Origin of the sequence: Embleya sp. NPDC020630 (genome assembly GCF_044334985.1) — a bacterium.
GTDB lineage: Bacteria > Actinomycetota > Actinomycetes > Streptomycetales > Streptomycetaceae > Embleya.
The window spans coordinates 45,026-63,236 of the sequence record NZ_JBIRUB010000019.1; the positions used below are offsets into that span (position 1 = coordinate 45,026).

The window sequence follows — 18,211 nt, forward strand, 5'->3', positions numbered from 1 at the left end:
GGGTTCCACGCCAAGCGGATGCAGGATGGGCGATCGGGGCTGGCTGCCGAAGGTGGCGCAGTGAAAAGCCACCGAGCAGTACGTATCACCCGCAGTACGCAGTAACCGATGGAGCAGTACAGGCAGTACGCAGCAACCGCAGTACGTATCACCCGAAGTCGCAGTACCCGCAGTACGCAGTAGCAGTTGATGTCACAGAGGAAACGACGAAGGAGTGGAAGCGCCATCGGATCGCCCGGGCGGGAGTGTCGGCCCGGGTACCGCAGGACATCGATAGTGAGGTGGTCTCCGGTCACGCATCCGCGATCCCCGCACTCCCGACGGAAGTTCGGTCGGGTCTGCGGAAACAGAGGGCCGGCGCAGTGCCAGGGCCGGCAGATGGTGTAGCAGTTCCTTCGGGGCCCTGGTGCCAACGGCACCAGGGCCCCTCCACGTGCAGCTCCACGACCGGACACGGACGGACAGAGAGGTGAGATGACGGCAGACGACCCGCACGGCCGTCTCGACGACGACCACCACCCCGCCTACACCACCGGCCTCGCCGCCGAACTCCTCGGCACCACCCCCGGCTTCCTGCGCGCGATCGAGCACGCCGGCCTCATCACCCCGCGGCGCTCCGCCGGCGGACACCGCCGCTACTCCCGCCACCAGCTGCGCATCGCAGCCCGGGCCCGGGAACTCGCGCACGGCGGGACCTCCATCGAGGCCGCCTGCCGCATCGTCACCCTCGAGACCCGACTCGAACAAGCCCGGCGCCTCAACGCCGCACACAGCCCGCCCCTCGAAGCGGCGAACCCCACGGCCGCCGCCTGAAGACGACCGGGACCCGTACCCCCATCGGCCTCACGGACGCCGCCCGCACATCCCGCCCGCAACGCCGAGCGTTCCGGGCGACTTCACCCCCCGGCGGTAAGAATCCGGGCGCGGGCCCGCCCCCGACGTTCCCGTGATCCTCCTCCCGCCGTCGGACTCGACGACCTCACGCCCGGCCTGTTGCGACCGTCGCCGATCGGATCCGGGCGGGGCGAGGCGGCATGGACTCGTCCGCGGCCACCGGTGATCCCCCACCGATGATCCGCGCGACGAACCGGAACGGCTCCGACCGCACGCGCGGTCGGAGCCGTTCCCCTCCCCGCCTGCGGGGCACAGCCCGCACACCACGCCGCGAGGTGAATGTGTGGACCCCACGAAAAGGGCACCCGCCCAAACCGGCCCGGCCCACTTCACGATCGACGGCACCCTCGACCAGGACACGGCCGTCGCGCCGAAGTGCCGCTGCCTTCGACGTCGTGTTCGAGTCGATCGGCATCGAGGTCGTGCCCACCGTGTCGCAGGCGCCGCGCATGAACGCCTCGTGTCCGCGACGTACGCGCTGCCGTCCCCGGCCACCGCCGGCCCCTTCGGGTCGGAGAGGCCGCCCACGAACGTGGTGGCGACCCTGCCCGCCGCTCCCGCCGCCTCCGCTGTTCCCTCCTGCGTCCTGCGTCGACCCGTCCTCCGCCGCCCGCGCTTCCGTCTCCGACGCGAGGTCCCCTTCCGTCCGTCGCGTGGCCACCCCCCCGGCGGCGACCACCCCCACAGTCCCCACAACGACGGCAACCGGTTGTACGTATCGAGGAAATGGCCTGAAGCATGTCCGGACACCCGCACGTCGTGTCCCGCCGCGCCGAACGCACCCGACCCGACCCGACCCGCCCGCCACGGCAGGGCCGACCACCGTTCGACCCGAACGACCGAAGGCAATCACCCGGGCACGAACGTGATTGCCCGGCGAGCGACCGGCGACTCGCGCCGGGGCCCTCACCCGTCGCTCCAAGCCTTGTCCTCGGCGGCACCGGGCCGGTGATGGCGTTCCGCACGGTGGGTCGGTCGATCGGAAACGGAGCCGGACCGGGGCCGCCCCCGTCGCGTGGTGGACGCGACGGGGGCGGCTGCCGGCGTTGGGCACTGGCCACTGGCCCGTCGTGGTGCGGCCAAGGGGTGTGCTGCTCGGGCGGGTCAGGTGACGATCAGGGCGACCGGCCCGGCGAGTGCGGTGTAGCCGTCGTTGTGGAGGTACCAGACCCGGTAGTTGCCGGGGGCGAGCTTGCCGCCGGCGGGGAAGTCGAGGCTGCCGTCGGCGGCGGGGGCGTATTTCCAGTCGACGGCTGAGCCGTTGGCGGGGCCGGTGCCGTCACGGTAGAAGCCGATCCAGTTCGTGGCGGCGAGGGTGGCGGCCGGGGTCGAGTAGCGCATGGTGATGGTGCCGCCGGTGGCGACGGTGGAGGCGGCTGTCGTGAGGGTGCTGGTTGCCGCGGGCGTCGAAGGCGGGGCAGGAGTCGTCGGTGTCGTCTCGGCGGGGAGGTTGTAGTAGGCGGCGAGGCGTTCGGCGATGGTGTCGGTGTACGGGGCGAGGGCCGGGAATCGGGTGGCGATGGTGGTCCTGGCGGCGGCGGTGAGTGCGGCACGGTCGGTGCCGGCGCCGGCAAGGTGGGGTTCCAACTGCCGCATCAGGTGATAGTCGCTGGTAATGCCGAGAGTGCCCATCGCCTTGGCCAGGGACGGGGTCGTGGTGGCGGTGTCCTGGACGCGGCTGACGAAGGTGACGCGGTGCAGGATGCGCCAACACGGGGGCTTGCGGTCGCCCTGCCGGGTTTGACGCAGCGCGCGGGCGTCCGGTCCGGTGTTGCGGTCGAGCCACTCGGGGTCGACGACCTTGCCGTAGAAGTCCTCGTAGTTGTCGGTGGAACTGTCGAGGTAGAAGGTCATGAACCGGTAGGCGTCGACGCGGCCGGGCACGAGGACCGGGTTGCGCGCGATGTCGAAGACGGGCTTGTCCCCTTCGCGCTTTTGCAGGTCGCGTGCGGGCTCGGCCTTCACTTCCAGGCTGAACGTGCGCTTGGCTTCCTTGGTCTTGCTGCGGGTGACCGCGTAGCCGCCGCCGAGGGTGACGCTGCCGGAGAGGTTGACGCCGACCGGGCCCGCTTCGATTTCGGCGAATCCGCCGACGCTCAGGCTGCTGCTGACCGTGTAGTCGCCGGTGGTGACCTGGGTGACCTGGTCGGTGGTGGACTTCGTCTCCGAGAACAGGTCGCCGGCCGCGGTCCACACGTAGGTGTTGACCATGTGGCGGCGGGACGCGCTGTTCGCGGCCTTGCGGACTTCGGCCGGATTGGCCGTGTCCGGAGTCAGACCCGTTCCGGTGCCGCCCATCATGCCGCCGAGGACCCGGTTGGCCTGGTCGCGGACGGGGTTGTGGGCGGCGAAGGTGGCGCTCTCGGTGGACACCGATTCGTAGAAGCTCTGGAGTTGCTGCTCCTCGCGTTGGATGCGTCGTTTGATGGCGTACGCCTCGCGGGGGCGGTAGTAGCTGTGTTCGCCGCCGTCCCCGGCGTTGGGGAACGCGGGGTCGGGGAAGGGCTGCAGCGCGCCGGAGCTGCCCTTTGGGGCGAAGCCGACCAGGCCGTCCAGGGTGCCCTGCTTGGTGTAGCGGGGGTTGATGGGGAACGCGATGATGTTCCAGTCGCGTGGGATGTCGGCGTTGGGGATCATCCGGTAGGCCACCAGGACGCCGGTGTGGGCCAGGCGCAGCGCGTACAGGTCGGCGGTGGCGGACTGGACGATCGCGAAGCCGGTGTTGGCGGGTATCCAGCGCCGGCCGGCGTCGGGGTTGACCTGGCCGGTCCGGGCGTCCTCCTCCCACTGGCCGGTCAGCACGACGCCGCTGGTGCGGGTGGTCTCGGTGCTCTGGGACACCGCGAGGTTGGTGGCCCAGCCGTTGGAGAACTTGATCTCGGCCTCGACGGTCATGCCCACCTTGACCTTGACGGCCTCCTTCGCGGTGCCGACGCCGAGGGGCGCGACGACGATGGAGGTGTCGTCGTTGACCCAGAACTCCACCTTGCCCTTGGCGGACGCGTCCAGGCTGCGCTTCTCGTCGTTGGAGATGGTGTTGGTGACCGAGTCGGCCTGGACGAAGGACACGGACGCCTTCTCGGCGTAGTCGTCGGCGGTTCCCCAGACCATGTTCTCCGAGGGCATCGGCGGCGCGCCTTCGAGGAAGCCGACCAGTTGCGGGTCGAATTGGGCCTGCCCGACCCACGTGCTGGTCAGTTCCCCGGTCTTGAAGCCGGTGTGCAGCTCCCACCTGCCGTGCCGGATGAAGGTGTAGGCGCGTTTCATGACGCCGAACGCACGTCCGTCGGCGTCGGCTTGCAGGTCTCCGTACTCGGAGGCGGCGGGGGCGCGTCGATGCGGGCGTTGAAGGTGCTGCCGATTCCGGTGAGTGCGGAGCGGACTTCCGCGGCGTCGGCGGAGATGGGTGCGCTGGAGATGACGTTCCGCGGGGCGTCGGGCGAGGGGCTCAGGTCGTTGCCGCGTGGTCCGGAGTCCTTGACCGTGGCGCCGGCCTGGGTGGAGGCGCCGTCGAAGGGGAAGTAGGCGACCATGTCCTTCGTCTCGCCGCGCAGCCGGCCGAACATGTTGTCCAGGATCTGCTCCCGGGTGCGGCAGGTCCGCCAGATCCGCACTTCGTCCATGGACCCGGCGTAGCCGTTGGCCAGTGTTCCGCTGTGGCGCCGGCCCGCGAGGGTGGCGTGCGCCTCGCCGGGGTAGATCGGTTGGGCGTACATGGGCGCGATCCAGGCCGGTTGCGGGGCGCCGTCGATGTAGAAGGTGGCGAGGTTTCCGTTGGGGTCGGGGGTGCGCACGCGGCGGGCGCCGCGCACCTTGGCGGGGAAGGTGTCGCAGGCGTCCGCGGTGACGGCGCCCTCCTTCTCGGGGAAGGCCCACCACGCGGTCAGCCCCGGGGTCTTGGGGGTGATCGCGGCGCCGATCTGCTTCTCGTCGCGGGCGACGTTTCAGATCCGTACGTCGGTCAGGGAGCCGCGCAGGTGACTTGTGGTGCGGCCCTGGCGGTGGCGGCCCAGTTCGCAGTTCTCGTCGTTGCCCACCGGTGCGGCGCCCTCGAACACGAATGGCTTGTGCCCGACGGGGGTGCCGTCGATGTACAGGCGGATCGCCACGCCGCCCCTGTCGTTGTGGCCGCCCTTGCGGGTGACCGCGACCCGGGTGAACACGCCGACTTGGAGCTTGGTCCCGGAGCGGACGGTGACCAGACTGTCCTTGCCGCCGCCGCCCTTCTCGAACATGAACGCCAGTTGCCCGTCCGCCTCCACCACCAGCGCGTACGGCAGTGCCGTGCCCGCCGCCCCGCCTTCCACCACGCCCTTGCCCACCAGGCCGTGCACGACGCCGAGCGCGTCCAGGCGCACGCCGGCCTCGATGGTCAGATCGCCGAGCTGGTTCAGGCCCTCGGGCCCGCCCGCGTCCAGGTGGCCGGCGCCGTCCATCGCCATCGCCCAGTGCTGTTTGAACGCCAGCGCGACGTGGCTCCAGTCGCCGACGGGGCCCCTTCCGACAGCGTGAACGTCTGCGCGCCGACCGTGGCCACGGGGGCGTAGCCGTCCAGCCCGGAGACCGACGGCCGGTACGGGCCCACCAGGGTCCCGTGGTTACCGCAGCCGGAACGGTCGAGCGTCGATCCGTTGCTGAACTGCCAGTACGCCAGCAGGTCGTTCTCTCGGCCGCGGAGCCGTCGGCGCATCGTCTCCTTGATCTCGTCCGCGGTCCGCGCGCGGCCCCACACCCGCACCTCGTCCAGGCAGACGCGCGCACCAGGGTTCCCGTCCTGGGCCCGGTACCCGAGCCTGACGGTGCGTGAATCGCCCTGACCGACCAAGCTCTGGCCACCGAAGGTGCCCGTGGCGACCGCGCCGCCGGTTCCGGAGGTGCACGCCATCTCCACGCCGTCGCGGTACACCCGGCGGGTGCCCGTGGAGGCGTCGTGGACCACCGCCCAGTGATGCCATTCCTAGGCGGGGACGGTGGCGGTGGTCACGGCATAGTCGAGGTCGGCCCGGCCGGGGGTGCCGAAGTCGCCGCCGAACAGGAAGCGGTTGGACGAGTCGATCCCGACCAGCAGGCTGAGACCGGTGCTGAACACCAGGTCCTCGCGGTTGACGGCCTGGCGGAAGACCCACATCTCGATGCTGAAGCTGATGCCGGTCAGCGTGAGGCGGTCGCCGCACTCGATGACGTTGTCCTCTTCGAAGCTGATGCCGCTGGACAACGTGGTGCCGCGCAGCGCCAGGCCGTAGGGGGTGGCGGGACCGGCGGCGCGCAGCACGGTGCCGGTTGCCGAGGCGGGGTTGAGCCACGCCTCCAGCGTCAGGTCGCCGTCCGTGCCGAAGTCCGCGCCGTTCACGGCGGTCAGGTACTGCGTGGTTCCGTCGAACGCGGGTGCGCGGCCCGGGGCGTGGCCCCGCCAGTGCGGCCCGACCCCGTCGCCGGCGTCCTTCGCGTCGCCGTCGGCGACCACGGCGGCGGTGGAACCCACGCGGGTGACGGCGACGATCCGCGACCCCGAGGACAGGTCGGTACCGGTCACGCCGGCGGTGGCGTCGGCGTAGTCGTAGAGCGCCGCGGTGACCTGCGATCCGGCCGCGGCGGTGACCGGGTCGCCGGCGACGGTGAACGTGGTCGCGCCTGCCGGCGCGGCGGCGTCGATCTTGCGTACCCGCCCGCCGACCAGGACCAGGCTGCCGACCGCGAGCGGTGCGGACAAAGGCGCGGTCAGTTCGACGAGCCGGTCCTTGACCGACAGGACGATGCCCAGCAGCGTCCCGGTCGGCGGGTTGCCGTTGAGGACCGCGGCCAGCGAGGCCGCGGCGCGCGGCACGCGCAGGTAGGTCTCGGTGCGTGACCCGCAGGTCACGGTCACCGTGCACAGGTCCGCGGCCGAACCGGCATCGGCGGCGACCCGCACGGTGAAGTCCTTGGCGCGCGTGGCGGTGTCGCGGGCGACGAACTCCAGCCGGTCCGCGCCCGCCCCCAGGCTCCGGGTCGCGCGGGTGACCAGCGTGGAGTAGTAGGCCGAGAAGAACTGCCCGGCCCCGCCCCGGAAGTACAGCACCACGTCGCCGCCCGTGCCGTCCAGGAGGAACGGCGCGTCCTCGGTCCAGGCGAACGCCAGCAACGCGCCGCAGACCGTCAGTCCCTGCCGGTCGGTGGAGACCACCGGCATGGCCACCACCGTGTCGCCGCCTCCGCGGGTGCCGCCCGACACGGTCACCAATGCGTCCTCCGCGGTGTCCAGGGCCGCCTGGCGCGCGCCCAGCCGCTGCTGCGCGGCCTGCTGCTCCTGGAGTTGCCGATACCAGCCGGAGAACGACACGTACGCGTAGCCGAACATCCCCTCCCAGTAGCCGATGTTCGCCTGGGTCTGCGGGATCTGCGCGGCCACTTGCCGGTCCTTGTCCAGACTCGCCCGCGCGGCGTCCACGGCCGCCTGTGCGGCGGCCACCGCTGCCGCGTCGCCCACCATCGTGGGTTTGCCCGCCTCGGTCAGCGCGACCAGCGACGGGGCCGTTGCCAGGCGTCCGTCCCGGGCGACCGCGAAGTCCACCGCGGCGAGGTAACTGCGGTTGGCCGAACCTCCCGTCGGTGCAGGGCCGGAGGTTCCGCACGCCACCAGCACCCGCGTCTGCCGCTTCTCGTGCCCCACCGCCGTGCCGTACCCGGACGTGGCGGGTTCCTGCTGGGCGTACACGACCGCCGCCAGACCGGTCGACACGGCGCGGCCGGCGAAGCCGAACACGTCCCGCGACAGCCCCGGCCCGTCACCCACCGGAGCGTCGGAGGCCGCCCACACAGCACCGTTGTGCACCGTGCCGTCGCGCATCGCCCGGGTGTGGTCGCCGACCACCGTGCAGGCCCCCTCGTCGAAGCGGCAGTACACCGCCAGGCCCGGCTCGATGCCCGACAGGCGCAGCCCCCGATCGCCGAACTCGTGCCTCGGTTCGCGCCCGTTCCCACACCCGCACCTCGTCGACGTCGCCCTTGAACCCGGCCTCCGGCGTACCCGACACAAGCTTCGCGCCGACACTCGCCGCCGACCTCGCGTCCGGCACCGCCGTCACCGCGCGTACGCCCGCCCGCACTCCGCCGATGTACACGGACGCGTTCTTGCCGTCGAACACCGCCGCGACGTGCACGTAGGCGTTCACGGGCACCGCGGTGCCCGACACCACGCGGGTCCCGCCCAGGTCCGCCACCAGCTTGCGGTCCGCGTCCAACTCCACCGCGAACGTGCTGGTCGGCGATGCCCCGGTATGGTGCGCCAGGATGGTCCCCGAGGCTGCGGCCGGACGCACCCACGCTTCCACCGTGTAACCGGACGACGCAACCGCCGCGGACCCGGGCTGCGCGGCCGGCAGCAGCACGTGCGTGTTCTTCGCCGGGTCGAACCGCATCGCCGTGCCGGCCCGGTCGCGGGTCGCCGGTACGGGCACAAGCGGCCTCTTGGTGTGCGGGCACGTCCCCGGCCCGCGCTCCAGCACCGAGGAGGCGAACTTCGGGTCCGGACTGGTGTAGAGCCGAGCGCCCACCACGTCGAACAACCCGTCCGAGCCCTGCGCGCAGTTGTGTACGAGCCGTGGACGATCGACCCCTGCGAGCGAAGCCGCACGCGCGCCCAGACTCCAGAGGGGCGCCACTTCGCATGCCCGGTCTCGCGAACGCCCGTTCGCCCCCGCCCTTCCCGATGCCTTCCGCTTCCCCCGACCCGCCTCACCCCACCCCCCGATCGAACCGGGCGATCTGATCATGACACCGGATGATCGCGCGTCGGAAGAGGCGGCCGGACGACGTCCGGAAGTCCCTCTCCGTGCCGCGGAAGCGGCGCCTCGAGTGGGACGGACGGCTCACCGCTCAACCCACGGCACCGCGTCTCCCACCTGCGGCCTCAGTGTCATCCAGCCCTCGGCTTCCGCCGGCCGTAGGCCGCTCGACCGCAGCCCCTCGATTTCGATTTGGCCGATTGGAGCCCTCTGGCCCCTCACGCGATCAAGGCCCAACCCTCTCGACACTCGCCGCGATCCGCCGACACCACCCAGTCGGCCCGGTGCTGTACAGCGCAGGCACCACATGTCACGGAGCAGCGTGCGGACAGACGAGACAGGCCGGCGAGTTGGGCCCTGTGGTCCCTGATGCGGGGCCGACGGCGGAGAGGTTGGTCGGCGACGACCGGGTCGCCCCCGATGTCGCCACCCCGATCGTGGCAGTGGCCGGGCCGCCCGTGCAGGCCGCTGGTGGCGGGCCGTCCGCCTTCGCAACCCGCAACGCTCCCGCCTCCCGATCGAGGCCGCGGTCACGGGCCGGATGCGCCGCCGTCCGACGATTCCGAGGTGCCGGTGGTCAGGGTGGGCCACAGCAGTGCGACGACGCGGTCGATCGTGTTGCGCAGGACGGACGGCCATCGGCTCCGGGCCCTCCCGGTCGCGCGCCACGGCTCGTCCCGCGGCGCCTCGCGCGTTGCGAAGCGGCCCGTGATCGGGGTCGGTTCGTAGCACAGGCGCGGCAGTACAGCCAGCTACTTTCGTAGTCACGTCGTGCAACCTTGGCGGGTTCCCCTGTGAGGCCGGTCGTTGCAATCGTGTAATCGTTCGTACGCACCGCGTATGAGAGCCCCGCACAGGCACTCGGCAACCCCGAAGTACTCGAGGCGCGTCCACGTCGAAGCTTCGCCGGCGCCGTCGGTGCGTCGGCCCGCCGGTCGGCGCCCGGCCGGGAGTCCGGCGGGCCGGCTGCGACATCCGTGCGCTCGCGTGTGAACCGATCGGCCGCGCGCCGCGATGGCCCTCGATCCGGGCCTGACTTCGCCGACCGCACCACCGCACCCGACCCTGGCTCCGCACGAGGTGGACGTCAGCGAACGAACCCACTACGGGAGGCATCGATGTGATGGGGGAAACCGATCCCGGGTCGTGGTACCCGAGGCGCGGGCGTCACCCTTCGGCACCACACGCGTGTTGTCGATGTACAGGCACGACGCACCGTCGTCCGGGTACTTCGGACCGACGTGCAGGCGAGGATGCGGCCGGCGGCGGCGAGCGCGTGGGTCAGGGCACCTGAAACCCCCGGTGTCCGGAGAGGCACTCGGGTTGGAGAAAGGGGTTGCTCGGGCGTGGGAGTGAACGTGCGCGCAGTACGATTTCCCACTTCGTCTCCCCGATCCGCGACGACGCCCTGGTCGGCACCGGCTCGCGCCGGAACAGCCATTTGTGCCGGACCGCCTGCGGCGCCTCGAACTTGTTTCTCGAGTGTGCCATCAGGGCTGAGGGCGAGTTTGAATCAGCTGGACCGACTTGATGCGGCGCCGTGCAGACGGTGAAGATTCCAGCGGCAACCCGGCGGAGTTCCCGACCCGTCGGACGAGTGATATTCGGAAAGAAGGCGGTGCGCCAATGGTCGTTGGGATCTCGTAAAAAGAAAAAGTGTCATCGCTTCCTTCTTTTCCTTATGCGTGCGTACCCAGGGAAAGGAATTGGTGATGACGCTTTTCTTGGCGTTGCGCCGATTTCTTCCGCCGCGGAGCACTCCACTCGGCCGGGCTGATTATCCACGACTCGTCGGGGACGATGAACACGTTCGACGGTCGGAGGGCCGGTGCGGCTTCACATGTGGCGGATCGTGTGGATGCGTTCCCGGGCGGCCATGGCACGATGGTGCCCTGTCCGCTCGTGCGAGCAGGCAGGGCACCACCATTTCGGGGTCTCGGCAGGGGCAGGTCAGCAACCGCCACGCGAGATGGAGCTGATGACGTCGTTGAACTGCCACTCGTAGGCCAGCAAGGACGAAACGACCTGGCGGGGCCCGATTTCACGCCGCGAGCCCGTGTACGAGACGTCGGAATATACGCACCATGCGTCATCCGTGTTGTTGATGATCGCGGTGGTCTTGTCGTCGAGGTCCCGGTCGGACAGTTGGCTTTGGTTCCTGGTGAAACCGGCGAAAACCGCCTGGAAATTCTCGTCTTCGTACAGGCAGAAGCGGTTGCTGCTGCACTGTTCCGGAGACGCGGCGGCAGGGCTTGCCGACAGTCCGGCGAATGCAAGACCGGCGATCACTAAGGCGGCAGAGGCCGCCGCGGACTTCCGAATGTTCATTGCTACCCTCCGGGGTGGAGTCAACCTTGCCGAGTGCAAGGAGGAGTTCAGCATATGGGTGACCGAGTGAATGCGCTACGCGTCTGATGGCCTTTTCTGGTTCTGTCGCGATTTCCGTGAAATCCGGAATGCTGATCTTGCCGGTTCACGATCATGCGGTGTTTCCATATTCGAGCCGACCGTCATTCTTGGCCCTCGCGGTACGCTTGCCGGATCCGGCCCAGCCCGCCGTGGCAGCTCGCGCGGGCCAGGCGGTGGCGCGATTCCTGCGGTGGCCGCGAAGTTGAGGCCGGCACAGTTGCCGTCCGCAGCCCGGGTGGGGTTCACCGTGCCCGACGCGTTGCTCACGTGCGACCCGGACGCGGCCCGCGCGTTCGTCGCCGAGCAGTGTGATCGTGTCGCGGTCAAGGCGCGGACCCAGCGGCACACCACGTTCATCCCCACCACCGGCCCGCGCCCGGGCGACGACCCGGCGGCCGTCGCCGTGACCGTGCACTACCTCCAGGCCCTGGTCGAGCATCGCGCCTTCGACGCGTGGGTGACCGTGGTCGGCGATCGGACCGCCGAGCTCCCGGTGCGCGGAGTCCAACGGCTCGGCGAAGTCCTTCTCGCGGACGCCCTTCGGGTCGCCCTTGCGGCCGCGGTGCAGCCGGATCCGGAACATCGGCCGGGTGCGCCGGCCGGGCGCGCAACACACCAGGCCGGCGCGCGAGATACGCCCCGAGACCTTCCCGCCGACGGGGACGACGGGCGGGTGGCCCCGCCGGGACCAGGTCCGTGCCTTCGACGGACGCAGAGTCTGTGAGCGTGACGGTCGCAGGGGGCATCCGGTGCTCCCGCCGGGACTGTTCTGGTGGTTCGAGGCGGGGCTCGCCACGCCTGGAGGTCTCGGTGTCGGGTCGGCGCGTTGGGTGCGGCGATGGGGCTGCGGAGCGGGCCCGGTGGTGGTCTCGTGTTGTCGTCCGGCGGGTTTCTCATCGGACGGTCCTTGGGGCGCGTGGCTGCGAAATCGGGATCTGTCTTCGTGCGTAGGGGAGTCGGTGATCTCGTCTCGGCCGGGTGGGCGGGACGACACCCAGGGATCGGCCGGCCGCATGGTGAGAATGCCCTGCCAGACGGACCGGAACGCACTGTGAATGGTCGGTGTCATGGCAGCGGTCGGTCGTCGGCGACGGGAGTCGACGGAGGGCCTGTAGCGGTGGTTCGGATTCTCGCGTCGCCGGCCGACGTGAGGCGACCAATCGGCTGCCGCAGGGTGATGAACGAGGCGTGAGACCGGTGTCGGCAGGCTGACCATTCACACCAACTACCCACACCGATCGCGGACGTAGTAGGTTATCGGTCGACCACTAATATAGGAGCGAGCATGACACGCACGGAAGACGACGCCCGCCGCGCCGCTGCCCAGCACGCCGTGGCCGAGCACCTGCGCCTCACCGCCGCGGGAGACACCGAGGAGTGGGTGAAGCTGTTCGCCCCGGACGCGGTACTCGAGTTCCCGTACGCCCCGGACGGCGTGCCGAAGCAGGTCATCGGGCGAGACGCCCTGCTCGCCCACATGCGCGGCTTCCCCGAGACCTTCGACGTCAGGTTCGTCGACCTTGTGTTCCACGACACGGTCGATCCGAGTCTCGTGGTCGCGGAATTCCGCTCGACGGGCACGGCGCTGCCCACCGGCAAGCCGTACGAGCAGACCTGCATCTCGGTCGTCCGCACCGACGACGACGCACGCATCACCCACTACCTGGACTACTGGAACCCCCTGGTCGCGATCGAGGCCCTCACACCCTCCGAGGTGCCGGCCGCCTCCGACCGCAGCGTCACGTTTGGCACCTGACCCCAAGCCATGTTGGACTGACGCCCATGCCTGCCGCCGGTACCAGCACCAAGAGCGACGAACGACGCCGGGCCATCATGGCCGCCGCGGTCGACTGCTTCGCGCAAAAGGGGTTCTACGGGACGACGACGCACGAGATCGCCGAATGGGCCGGCGTCTCCCAGCCGTACCTGTACCGCCTGTACCCCAACAAGGAAGCCCTGTTCGCGGCGGTGGTCGACCACGTGTCGGTCGTCATGACCGACACGCTGGTCGCCCACGCCCCGGCATCAGGTGGGGCCGGGCCGGAGCCGGAGGAGGCGCTGGGCGCGGCGCGTGGCGCCTACGCCGCGCTCGTCGCGGACCGGAGCATCCTGCGTTTCCTCATGCACGCGAACTGCGCCGCCGGCGAGCCGCTCGTGGGGCAGGCCGTACGCCGGTGCTACGCCAAACAGGTCGCCACCGTTCGGCAGCTCCTGGGCGAGGACGACGCCGTGCGGCACTGGTTCGGCGCCGGAATGCTCGACAACGTGGTCGCCGTGCTGGGCCTGGCCGACATCGACGAGCCGTGGGCGCACGTCCTCACCGCACGATGACCCGACACCGGCGGTTCGGCGACGACGGCCCCGGGTTCCGCGTGCCGGACGCCGGCCGGAGTCACGGCGCGTACCGGTGGGTCGGGTGGGTCGGGTAGCCGGCGTCACCGCCCCGTGGAAAGCGCCGTCTGGCAGCCGCAGCGCCTCAGCGGTCGGGACGACAACGAGGACCGGGCGCACGTGCCCGCTGCTCGTCGTCGTACCGGGCGGGTGGGTCGCCGGGGCCGTGTCGGCGTACCGCGCTCGAACGTCGCTCGGGTCCTGCGCGCCGCCGGAAGGACGACCGAGCGGTGGAACCGGCCTCGATCGCGGACCTGTCGGTGTCGATGGACCGCATGCCGCCGGGCTGGGAGCGGGCGTTCCGTACCGTCGACCGCGCGCTGTTCGCCCCGGACCGCGTGTCGCCGTTCACCTACGCCGGCCAACGGCCGCCACACCGGGCCCACCCCGGGCCCGGTGGCGTCGTCGGCATCGATGCCCTCCGCCGTCGCCGACATGCTCCTGTACCTCGACATCCACGGCGGCGAACGCGTCCTCGACAGCGGCACCGGAACCGGCTGGACCGCCGCCCTCCTGGCCGCCCGCGGCTGCACGGTGACCACCGTCGAGGTCGACGAACACCTCGCCGACCAGGCCCGCAAGAACCTCACCCGCGCCGGATACCCGAACGTCACCGTGATCACCGGCGACGGCCCCCACGGCCACCCCACCGGCGCCGCCTGCGACCGCATCCACGTCACCGCCGGAGTCCGCCACATCCCCGCGACCTGGCTCGAACAAGCCGCCCCCGACACAATTTTCCCCCTGCCCTGGGGCACCGACTACGGCCCCCACGACGCGGCCCTGAGCCTGGTCGTGGAGTCGTCGACGCGGGCGAGTGGTCCGTTCACGATGGCGCTGTCGTTCACGAAGCTGTGCGCGCAACGTGCCGCGCCGCCGACGATCGACCTTCCCGAGGGGTGGCCCGGCGTGGCGAGTGCCGGCGGCACGGTTGCCTCGGTGGCCGCGGCGGGCTTTGCCGATGGTCGTCGTCCGAACGTCCTTCAGACGAACACCGAAGAAATTGAGCACCTCAGACACGCTGACGTGGCCGAGCAGGACGCCGATCCCTCCCACCTCGTCGACGCGGCCGCCGTCAGGGCATCCCACGTGGACGCGTCCGACCCGATCTCCGAACGCGACGCCGACGACCGCACACCCGACGCCGTCGGAATCCTCGTGGGTACCGCCGCCGGGACCCGGGACCGGGCCCGGATCAGGGGCGGGTAACGGACCGGGCACCGGGCCCGACACCGGCCACCTGGCGTCCACCGGCGCCCCGGCACCACTGGGTGCGTTGGCCGGATCCGCCGCCGTGTTCGGCGCACTGGGCGGTGCCGCAGTCATCCTGACCCGACGCCGGCGCGCCTGAGTCGCAGCGGAACGCAAGGGGGCTTTGGCGACGCGGGTGATGCGGAACCGTCAGCCGGCGGATTGTGCCGTCTGTGGCGGCACGGTCCGTCGGCGCACGTTCCACAGCGCCGACCGGCTGATCGCGAGCCGCGAGCCGCGAGTCGCGAGCCAGGGTCACGGGAACCACAGCCATGTGGGCGGCCGAGGTGAAGCGAGGCACCGCGCCCATGGGTAGGCACGGGCGAACTGCCATGCGATCCGGGGAACTGCCGCGCGGGCAAGCCGATGCAACGCCTGTGCCCGGGTTGTCTGCCGGCCCGTCCCAGGACGGCCCGCGCAGGCCGCAAGACGAGAGACAAGGAACTGGGTCGTGAGTCTGTCCTTCGAAGTCGGTGTACCACCCGTGCGGGGTGCGGTTCCGGCATGCCTCACAACTTGCCCCCGTCGATGACGACGCTGCTGCCTGTCAGGTAGCCGGCGGCGGGTGAGAGGCAGAAGGCGGCGAGGCGGCCGAACTCTTCCGGCCGGCCGAATCGGCGCAGCGCGATGTTCCGTGGAGTTTCGTGAGGTTCGAGTGGGGCGCCGTCGGTGGGAAAGCGTCCGGGCAGAAGGGACAGCACGCGTATGCCGCGTGGGCCGAGTTCCGCTGCCAGGCTCTTGGCGGCCATGGCGAGGCCCGGTCGAAGGCCGGTGGACAGAGCGAACCCGGGCAGCGGGATGCGGGCCGAGGTCGAGAGCAGGAAAGCGATGGCCCCGTGCTCGGGGAGCACGGGGGCGACCGTCCGGGCGCACCGCACCATGCTCAGGAACAGAAGCTCGAAGTGGTCGCGCCAGGCGGCATCGGTGGCGCCGAGGACGGTTCCACGTACGCTGCCTCCGGTGCCCAGCAGCGAGCCGTCGACACGCCCGAAGGCGTGGATGGCGGTGTGGACGAGCAGGTTCGGAGTCTGCGCATCCAGGAGGTCCGCGGCCAGTCCAGCGGTGCGTTGCGGTGCGGCGAGGCGGGCGACGGCTTCGTGGACGCGGTGCTGATCGCGGGAGCAGATCACGACGTTGGCGCCCTCGGCGACGAGGGCCTGGGCGGCTGCGAAGCCCAGTCCGGACGTGCCTGCGGTGACGATGTAGCAGCGTCCGGCGAGTCCGAGGTCCATGACTTCAGCGGTCCGGGGCAGCCGGGACGAAGCGGTGGCTTTCGCCGTGATGCCAGGGGAAGTAGTGCAGGGCCCAGCGGCGTTGGCAGTTGACGTACAGGGCGAGCGCCGCGGCCAGCGACCGGAATTCCTCCTTGGAGCGGATGGCCGGCAGGATCCGGTAGGCACGGTGCAGGAACGCGTGCAGGTTGTGGAATCCGCAGTGCCCGAGGAAGTCCGCTTGCATCACCGTTAGGCGCGGCAGCATCGCTCGCAGCGACCCAACGGTCACCTGCGGATCGAACGTGGCGGCAACCAAGGGGTTGAGAGTGGTGGAGCCGAGCAGGCGCAACTCCCCGTTCACGTAGACGAGGGTGGAGAAGTACTGGCCTCGGCTGCCCAGCGGGATGCGGCCCGTGTGCAGGTCCAGCAGGTCGCGGGGCGGGGTGAGCCAGATGCGGGCGGTGTGCGCATGCAGGTCGTCCATCAGGGCTTGGGCCTCGGGATCGGCTATCTCCGGCTGGCGCGGGAGATGCCACGGCGCGTCTGGCTTTCCGTGCCGGGATACGCGCGTCTCGACTATCTGTTTGGTGTGGTAGACCGCCTCCCAACACTGCTCGGCCACCTGACGAAGCGTCGGCAGGTCTTCCTCGGAGACCTGGGCGACGCGGGCGCAGACGGTGGGTTCGAGGAGCGGCGCGTACTTGATGAGGAGGTGTTGGAGCCGGGAGAGATAGATGCTCCCGTCGGGAGCCCGGCTGCGGTCCTCCGGATTGGTGTGGGGAGCGTGGACGGGTTCGACACTCGGTGCCAAGTGGTAGAAGTGGCCGTCGGCCACGACGGCGTGGCTTTGGACGCTGCGATACGGGAGCATGTCCCACCAGACCAGGGCAAGTTCGGGGTTGAGGTCCTCCGCGAGGGTGGCGGTGACTGCGGCGCCCAGGCCGGGCCAGGCGATGTCCACGCGCTTCATGCGGTCCTCCGGCAGATCGAGGGCGGCTGTGGTGCCGGCCGGTGCCGGCTAGCGGGGATGCGGCGGGTCGAGGATCGCAGGCACTCGGTCCGGGCCTCGGAAGACGCGAGGCCGCGCGCGAGGCGGGGCTGCCGTGCTCTCCGCCAGGCGGGCGTTCGGAAAGCGTCCGGCGAGGGCGTTGAGGAGCGCGTCGCCCAGGCTGTGCACGAGCGGTGCTCCGATGCAGCGGTGGGCGCCCAGGCCGAACTGCACATGCCGGTTGGGGCTGCGCAGCCAATCCGCGCGGGTCGGGCCGCGGAAGACGGCCGGGTCGCGGTCGGCGAGAGCGAGCGAGACGATCACGATGTCACCGGCGGCTATCGGGGTGCCGGCCAAGGTCAAGTCGGTACGGGCGAACCGCCATACCCCGCGCACGATCGGACCATCAAGCCGCAGATACTCCTGGATGGCGGAACGCCGAATAGCCGGGTCGCGGCACAGACCCGCCCACCCGTCCATGGCGAGGACACCGAGGAGCAGGGTGCCGAGGAAGTCGGCTGTGCTCTGGCGGCCCGCCACGTACATCTGCAGGACCACGTCCGTCCACTCCTCGGATGTCGCGGGCGGCCAATCCTCCGCCGTTTCGTCCGAGAGCACGTCGCACTGCGGGCGGGGGCCTCGGCGTCTCGCGTCACCGGACGCAGGACGAGCGGCAGCCCGAATATGACGCTGGAGCGTTACGCGCGCCTCGGCGATCCCGGCCCTGACGGCGTCCCCGTCCAGCGGCCGGACCAGGTTCTCCGCCTGGGACCGAAGCGTCTCGTTGGTCCGGTGTGGCAGGCCGAGGAGTTCGGCGACGGTGTGGTCGACCAGCGGCCGGATCAGGACGGAAAGGAGGTCTGTGGGCCGCTCCGGGGTGAGCCCGTCGACGAGTTCCGCACAGAGTTCCCTCGCGCGCCGGTCGAACTCGGGCAGTGCGCGTCCTGAGAAGGCGCGCAGCGCGGCGGCACGGAGACGGGTGTGGTCCGGGGGGTCCTTGTCGATCAGCCCGACCCGCATCGGCGAGATGTGCGGGGCCAGGTCGGGATGTACGTTCCGTTGGTCGCTGCCGAGTTCCGGGGCGTTCAACGCGGCCACGGCGGCGGAGTGTGTGGTGGTCCACCACACGTTGAAGCGTCGGTAAAGGCGCACCCGCGTTACCGGACCCGAGAGGCGCAGCCGTTCCAGCAGTGGATAGGGGTTGTCCATCGAACCCGGGTCGTCGGGTAGGTGGTGGACCGGGCAACGCGGGTCGGGGCGCCGCTCCGGCCTACTGGGGTCCTCCGAATGCATGACGCGGT

The 18,211-nt window shown here is 70.7% G+C and carries 14 protein-coding genes and 1 pseudogene; 5 read left to right on the forward strand and 10 right to left on the reverse strand.

Annotation, left to right across the window (positions count from 1 at the left end; translation table 11 throughout):
- The first annotated feature begins 474 nt into the window (after positions 1-474).
- On the forward strand, positions 475-813 hold the full coding sequence (locus tag ACH4XV_RS38770; RefSeq protein ID WP_395797641.1) for a MerR family transcriptional regulator: 339 nt from the start codon (positions 475-477) through the stop codon (positions 811-813).
- Between the two features lie 1,185 nt (positions 814-1,998).
- Here the strand turns inward: ACH4XV_RS38770 and ACH4XV_RS38775 are convergent.
- The 7 genes and pseudogenes from ACH4XV_RS38775 to ACH4XV_RS38805 all read right to left on the reverse strand — a co-directional run bounded on the left by ACH4XV_RS38775 (position 1,999) and on the right by ACH4XV_RS38805 (position 10,985).
- Complete coding sequence (locus tag ACH4XV_RS38775; protein ID WP_395797643.1) at positions 1,999-4,161, reverse strand: hypothetical protein; 2,163 nt, start codon at positions 4,159-4,161, stop codon at positions 1,999-2,001.
- Positions 4,158-4,688 carry a hypothetical protein gene (locus tag ACH4XV_RS38780; protein ID WP_395797645.1) on the reverse strand — a complete coding sequence of 177 codons (531 nt, stop codon included), beginning with the start codon at positions 4,686-4,688 and terminating at the stop codon, positions 4,158-4,160. The genes ACH4XV_RS38775 and ACH4XV_RS38780 overlap by 4 nt, the downstream gene beginning before the upstream one ends.
- Positions 4,689-4,838: 150 nt before the next feature.
- Positions 4,839-5,336, reverse strand: coding sequence for a LamG-like jellyroll fold domain-containing protein (locus ACH4XV_RS38785; RefSeq protein WP_395797647.1), 498 nt, complete (start codon positions 5,334-5,336; stop codon positions 4,839-4,841).
- Positions 5,285-5,839 (reverse strand): annotated as a pseudogene (locus tag ACH4XV_RS38790) (LamG-like jellyroll fold domain-containing protein); the annotation flags it as partial. The pseudogene ACH4XV_RS38790 and the gene ACH4XV_RS38785, both read right to left, overlap by 52 nt.
- Positions 5,840-5,851: 12 nt before the next feature.
- A complete protein-coding gene (locus tag ACH4XV_RS38795) occupies positions 5,852-7,720 on the reverse strand; it encodes a hypothetical protein (protein WP_395797649.1) in 1,869 nt (622 codons plus the stop codon).
- Positions 7,659-8,429, reverse strand: a complete 771-nt coding sequence (locus tag ACH4XV_RS38800; RefSeq protein ID WP_395797808.1) for a LamG domain-containing protein — start codon at positions 8,427-8,429, stop codon at positions 7,659-7,661. Before ACH4XV_RS38800 ends, ACH4XV_RS38795 begins: the two co-directional genes overlap by 62 nt.
- A 2,178-nt stretch (positions 8,430-10,607) precedes the next feature.
- Positions 10,608-10,985: a peptidase inhibitor family I36 protein gene (locus tag ACH4XV_RS38805; protein ID WP_395797651.1), complete on the reverse strand. Its 378-nt coding sequence runs from the start codon at positions 10,983-10,985 to the stop codon at positions 10,608-10,610.
- Positions 10,986-11,256: 271 nt separating this feature from the next.
- Between ACH4XV_RS38805 and ACH4XV_RS38810 the strand changes: the two genes are divergently transcribed.
- From ACH4XV_RS38810 to ACH4XV_RS38825, 4 genes are all read left to right on the forward strand, one after another.
- Positions 11,257-11,790, forward strand: a complete 534-nt coding sequence (locus tag ACH4XV_RS38810; protein WP_395797653.1) for a hypothetical protein — start codon at positions 11,257-11,259, stop codon at positions 11,788-11,790.
- Positions 11,791-12,351: 561 nt separating this feature from the next.
- Positions 12,352-12,822, forward strand: a complete 471-nt coding sequence (locus ACH4XV_RS38815) for a nuclear transport factor 2 family protein (RefSeq protein ID WP_380004468.1) — start codon at positions 12,352-12,354, stop codon at positions 12,820-12,822.
- Positions 12,823-12,848: 26 nt separating this feature from the next.
- On the forward strand, positions 12,849-13,397 hold the full coding sequence (locus ACH4XV_RS38820; RefSeq protein ID WP_395797655.1) for a TetR/AcrR family transcriptional regulator: 549 nt from the start codon (positions 12,849-12,851) through the stop codon (positions 13,395-13,397).
- Positions 13,398-13,871: 474 nt separating this feature from the next.
- Positions 13,872-14,666 carry a protein-L-isoaspartate O-methyltransferase gene (locus tag ACH4XV_RS38825; protein ID WP_395797657.1) on the forward strand — a complete coding sequence of 265 codons (795 nt, stop codon included), beginning with the start codon at positions 13,872-13,874 and terminating at the stop codon, positions 14,664-14,666.
- A gap of 551 nt (positions 14,667-15,217) precedes the next feature.
- Here the strand turns inward: ACH4XV_RS38825 and ACH4XV_RS38830 are convergent.
- From ACH4XV_RS38830 to ACH4XV_RS38840, 3 genes are read right to left on the reverse strand one after another with little or no spacing between them, the layout of a single operon-like run.
- Positions 15,218-15,940: an SDR family oxidoreductase gene (locus ACH4XV_RS38830; protein ID WP_395797659.1), complete on the reverse strand. Its 723-nt coding sequence runs from the start codon at positions 15,938-15,940 to the stop codon at positions 15,218-15,220.
- A 4-nt stretch (positions 15,941-15,944) separates the two neighbouring features.
- Positions 15,945-16,892 carry a hypothetical protein gene (locus ACH4XV_RS38835; protein ID WP_395797661.1) on the reverse strand — a complete coding sequence of 316 codons (948 nt, stop codon included), beginning with the start codon at positions 16,890-16,892 and terminating at the stop codon, positions 15,945-15,947.
- Positions 16,893-16,940: 48 nt separating this feature from the next.
- Positions 16,941-18,203 carry a cytochrome P450 gene (locus ACH4XV_RS38840; RefSeq protein WP_395797663.1) on the reverse strand — a complete coding sequence of 421 codons (1,263 nt, stop codon included), beginning with the start codon at positions 18,201-18,203 and terminating at the stop codon, positions 16,941-16,943.
- Positions 18,204-18,211: the final 8 nt, after the last annotated feature.

Coding starts and splice junctions, on each gene's coding strand:
- ACH4XV_RS38770 (WP_395797641.1), top strand. CDS start 475: ATGACGGCAGACGACCCGCACGGCCGTCTCGACGACGACCACCACCCC.
- ACH4XV_RS38775 (WP_395797643.1), bottom strand. CDS start 4,161: ATGAAACGCGCCTACACCTTCATCCGGCACGGCAGGTGGGAGCTGCAC.
- ACH4XV_RS38785 (WP_395797647.1), bottom strand. CDS start 5,336: ATGGCGATGGACGGCGCCGGCCACCTGGACGCGGGCGGGCCCGAGGGC.
- ACH4XV_RS38795 (WP_395797649.1), bottom strand. CDS start 7,720: ATGCGCGACGGCACGGTGCACAACGGTGCTGTGTGGGCGGCCTCCGAC.
- ACH4XV_RS38805 (WP_395797651.1), bottom strand. CDS start 10,985: ATGAACATTCGGAAGTCCGCGGCGGCCTCTGCCGCCTTAGTGATCGCC.
- ACH4XV_RS38815 (WP_380004468.1), top strand. CDS start 12,352: ATGACACGCACGGAAGACGACGCCCGCCGCGCCGCTGCCCAGCACGCC.
- ACH4XV_RS38820 (WP_395797655.1), top strand. CDS start 12,849: ATGCCTGCCGCCGGTACCAGCACCAAGAGCGACGAACGACGCCGGGCC.
- ACH4XV_RS38825 (WP_395797657.1), top strand. CDS start 13,872: ATGCCCTCCGCCGTCGCCGACATGCTCCTGTACCTCGACATCCACGGC.
- ACH4XV_RS38830 (WP_395797659.1), bottom strand. CDS start 15,940: ATGGACCTCGGACTCGCCGGACGCTGCTACATCGTCACCGCAGGCACG.
- ACH4XV_RS38835 (WP_395797661.1), bottom strand. CDS start 16,892: ATGAAGCGCGTGGACATCGCCTGGCCCGGCCTGGGCGCCGCAGTCACC.
- ACH4XV_RS38840 (WP_395797663.1), bottom strand. CDS start 18,203: ATGCATTCGGAGGACCCCAGTAGGCCGGAGCGGCGCCCCGACCCGCGT.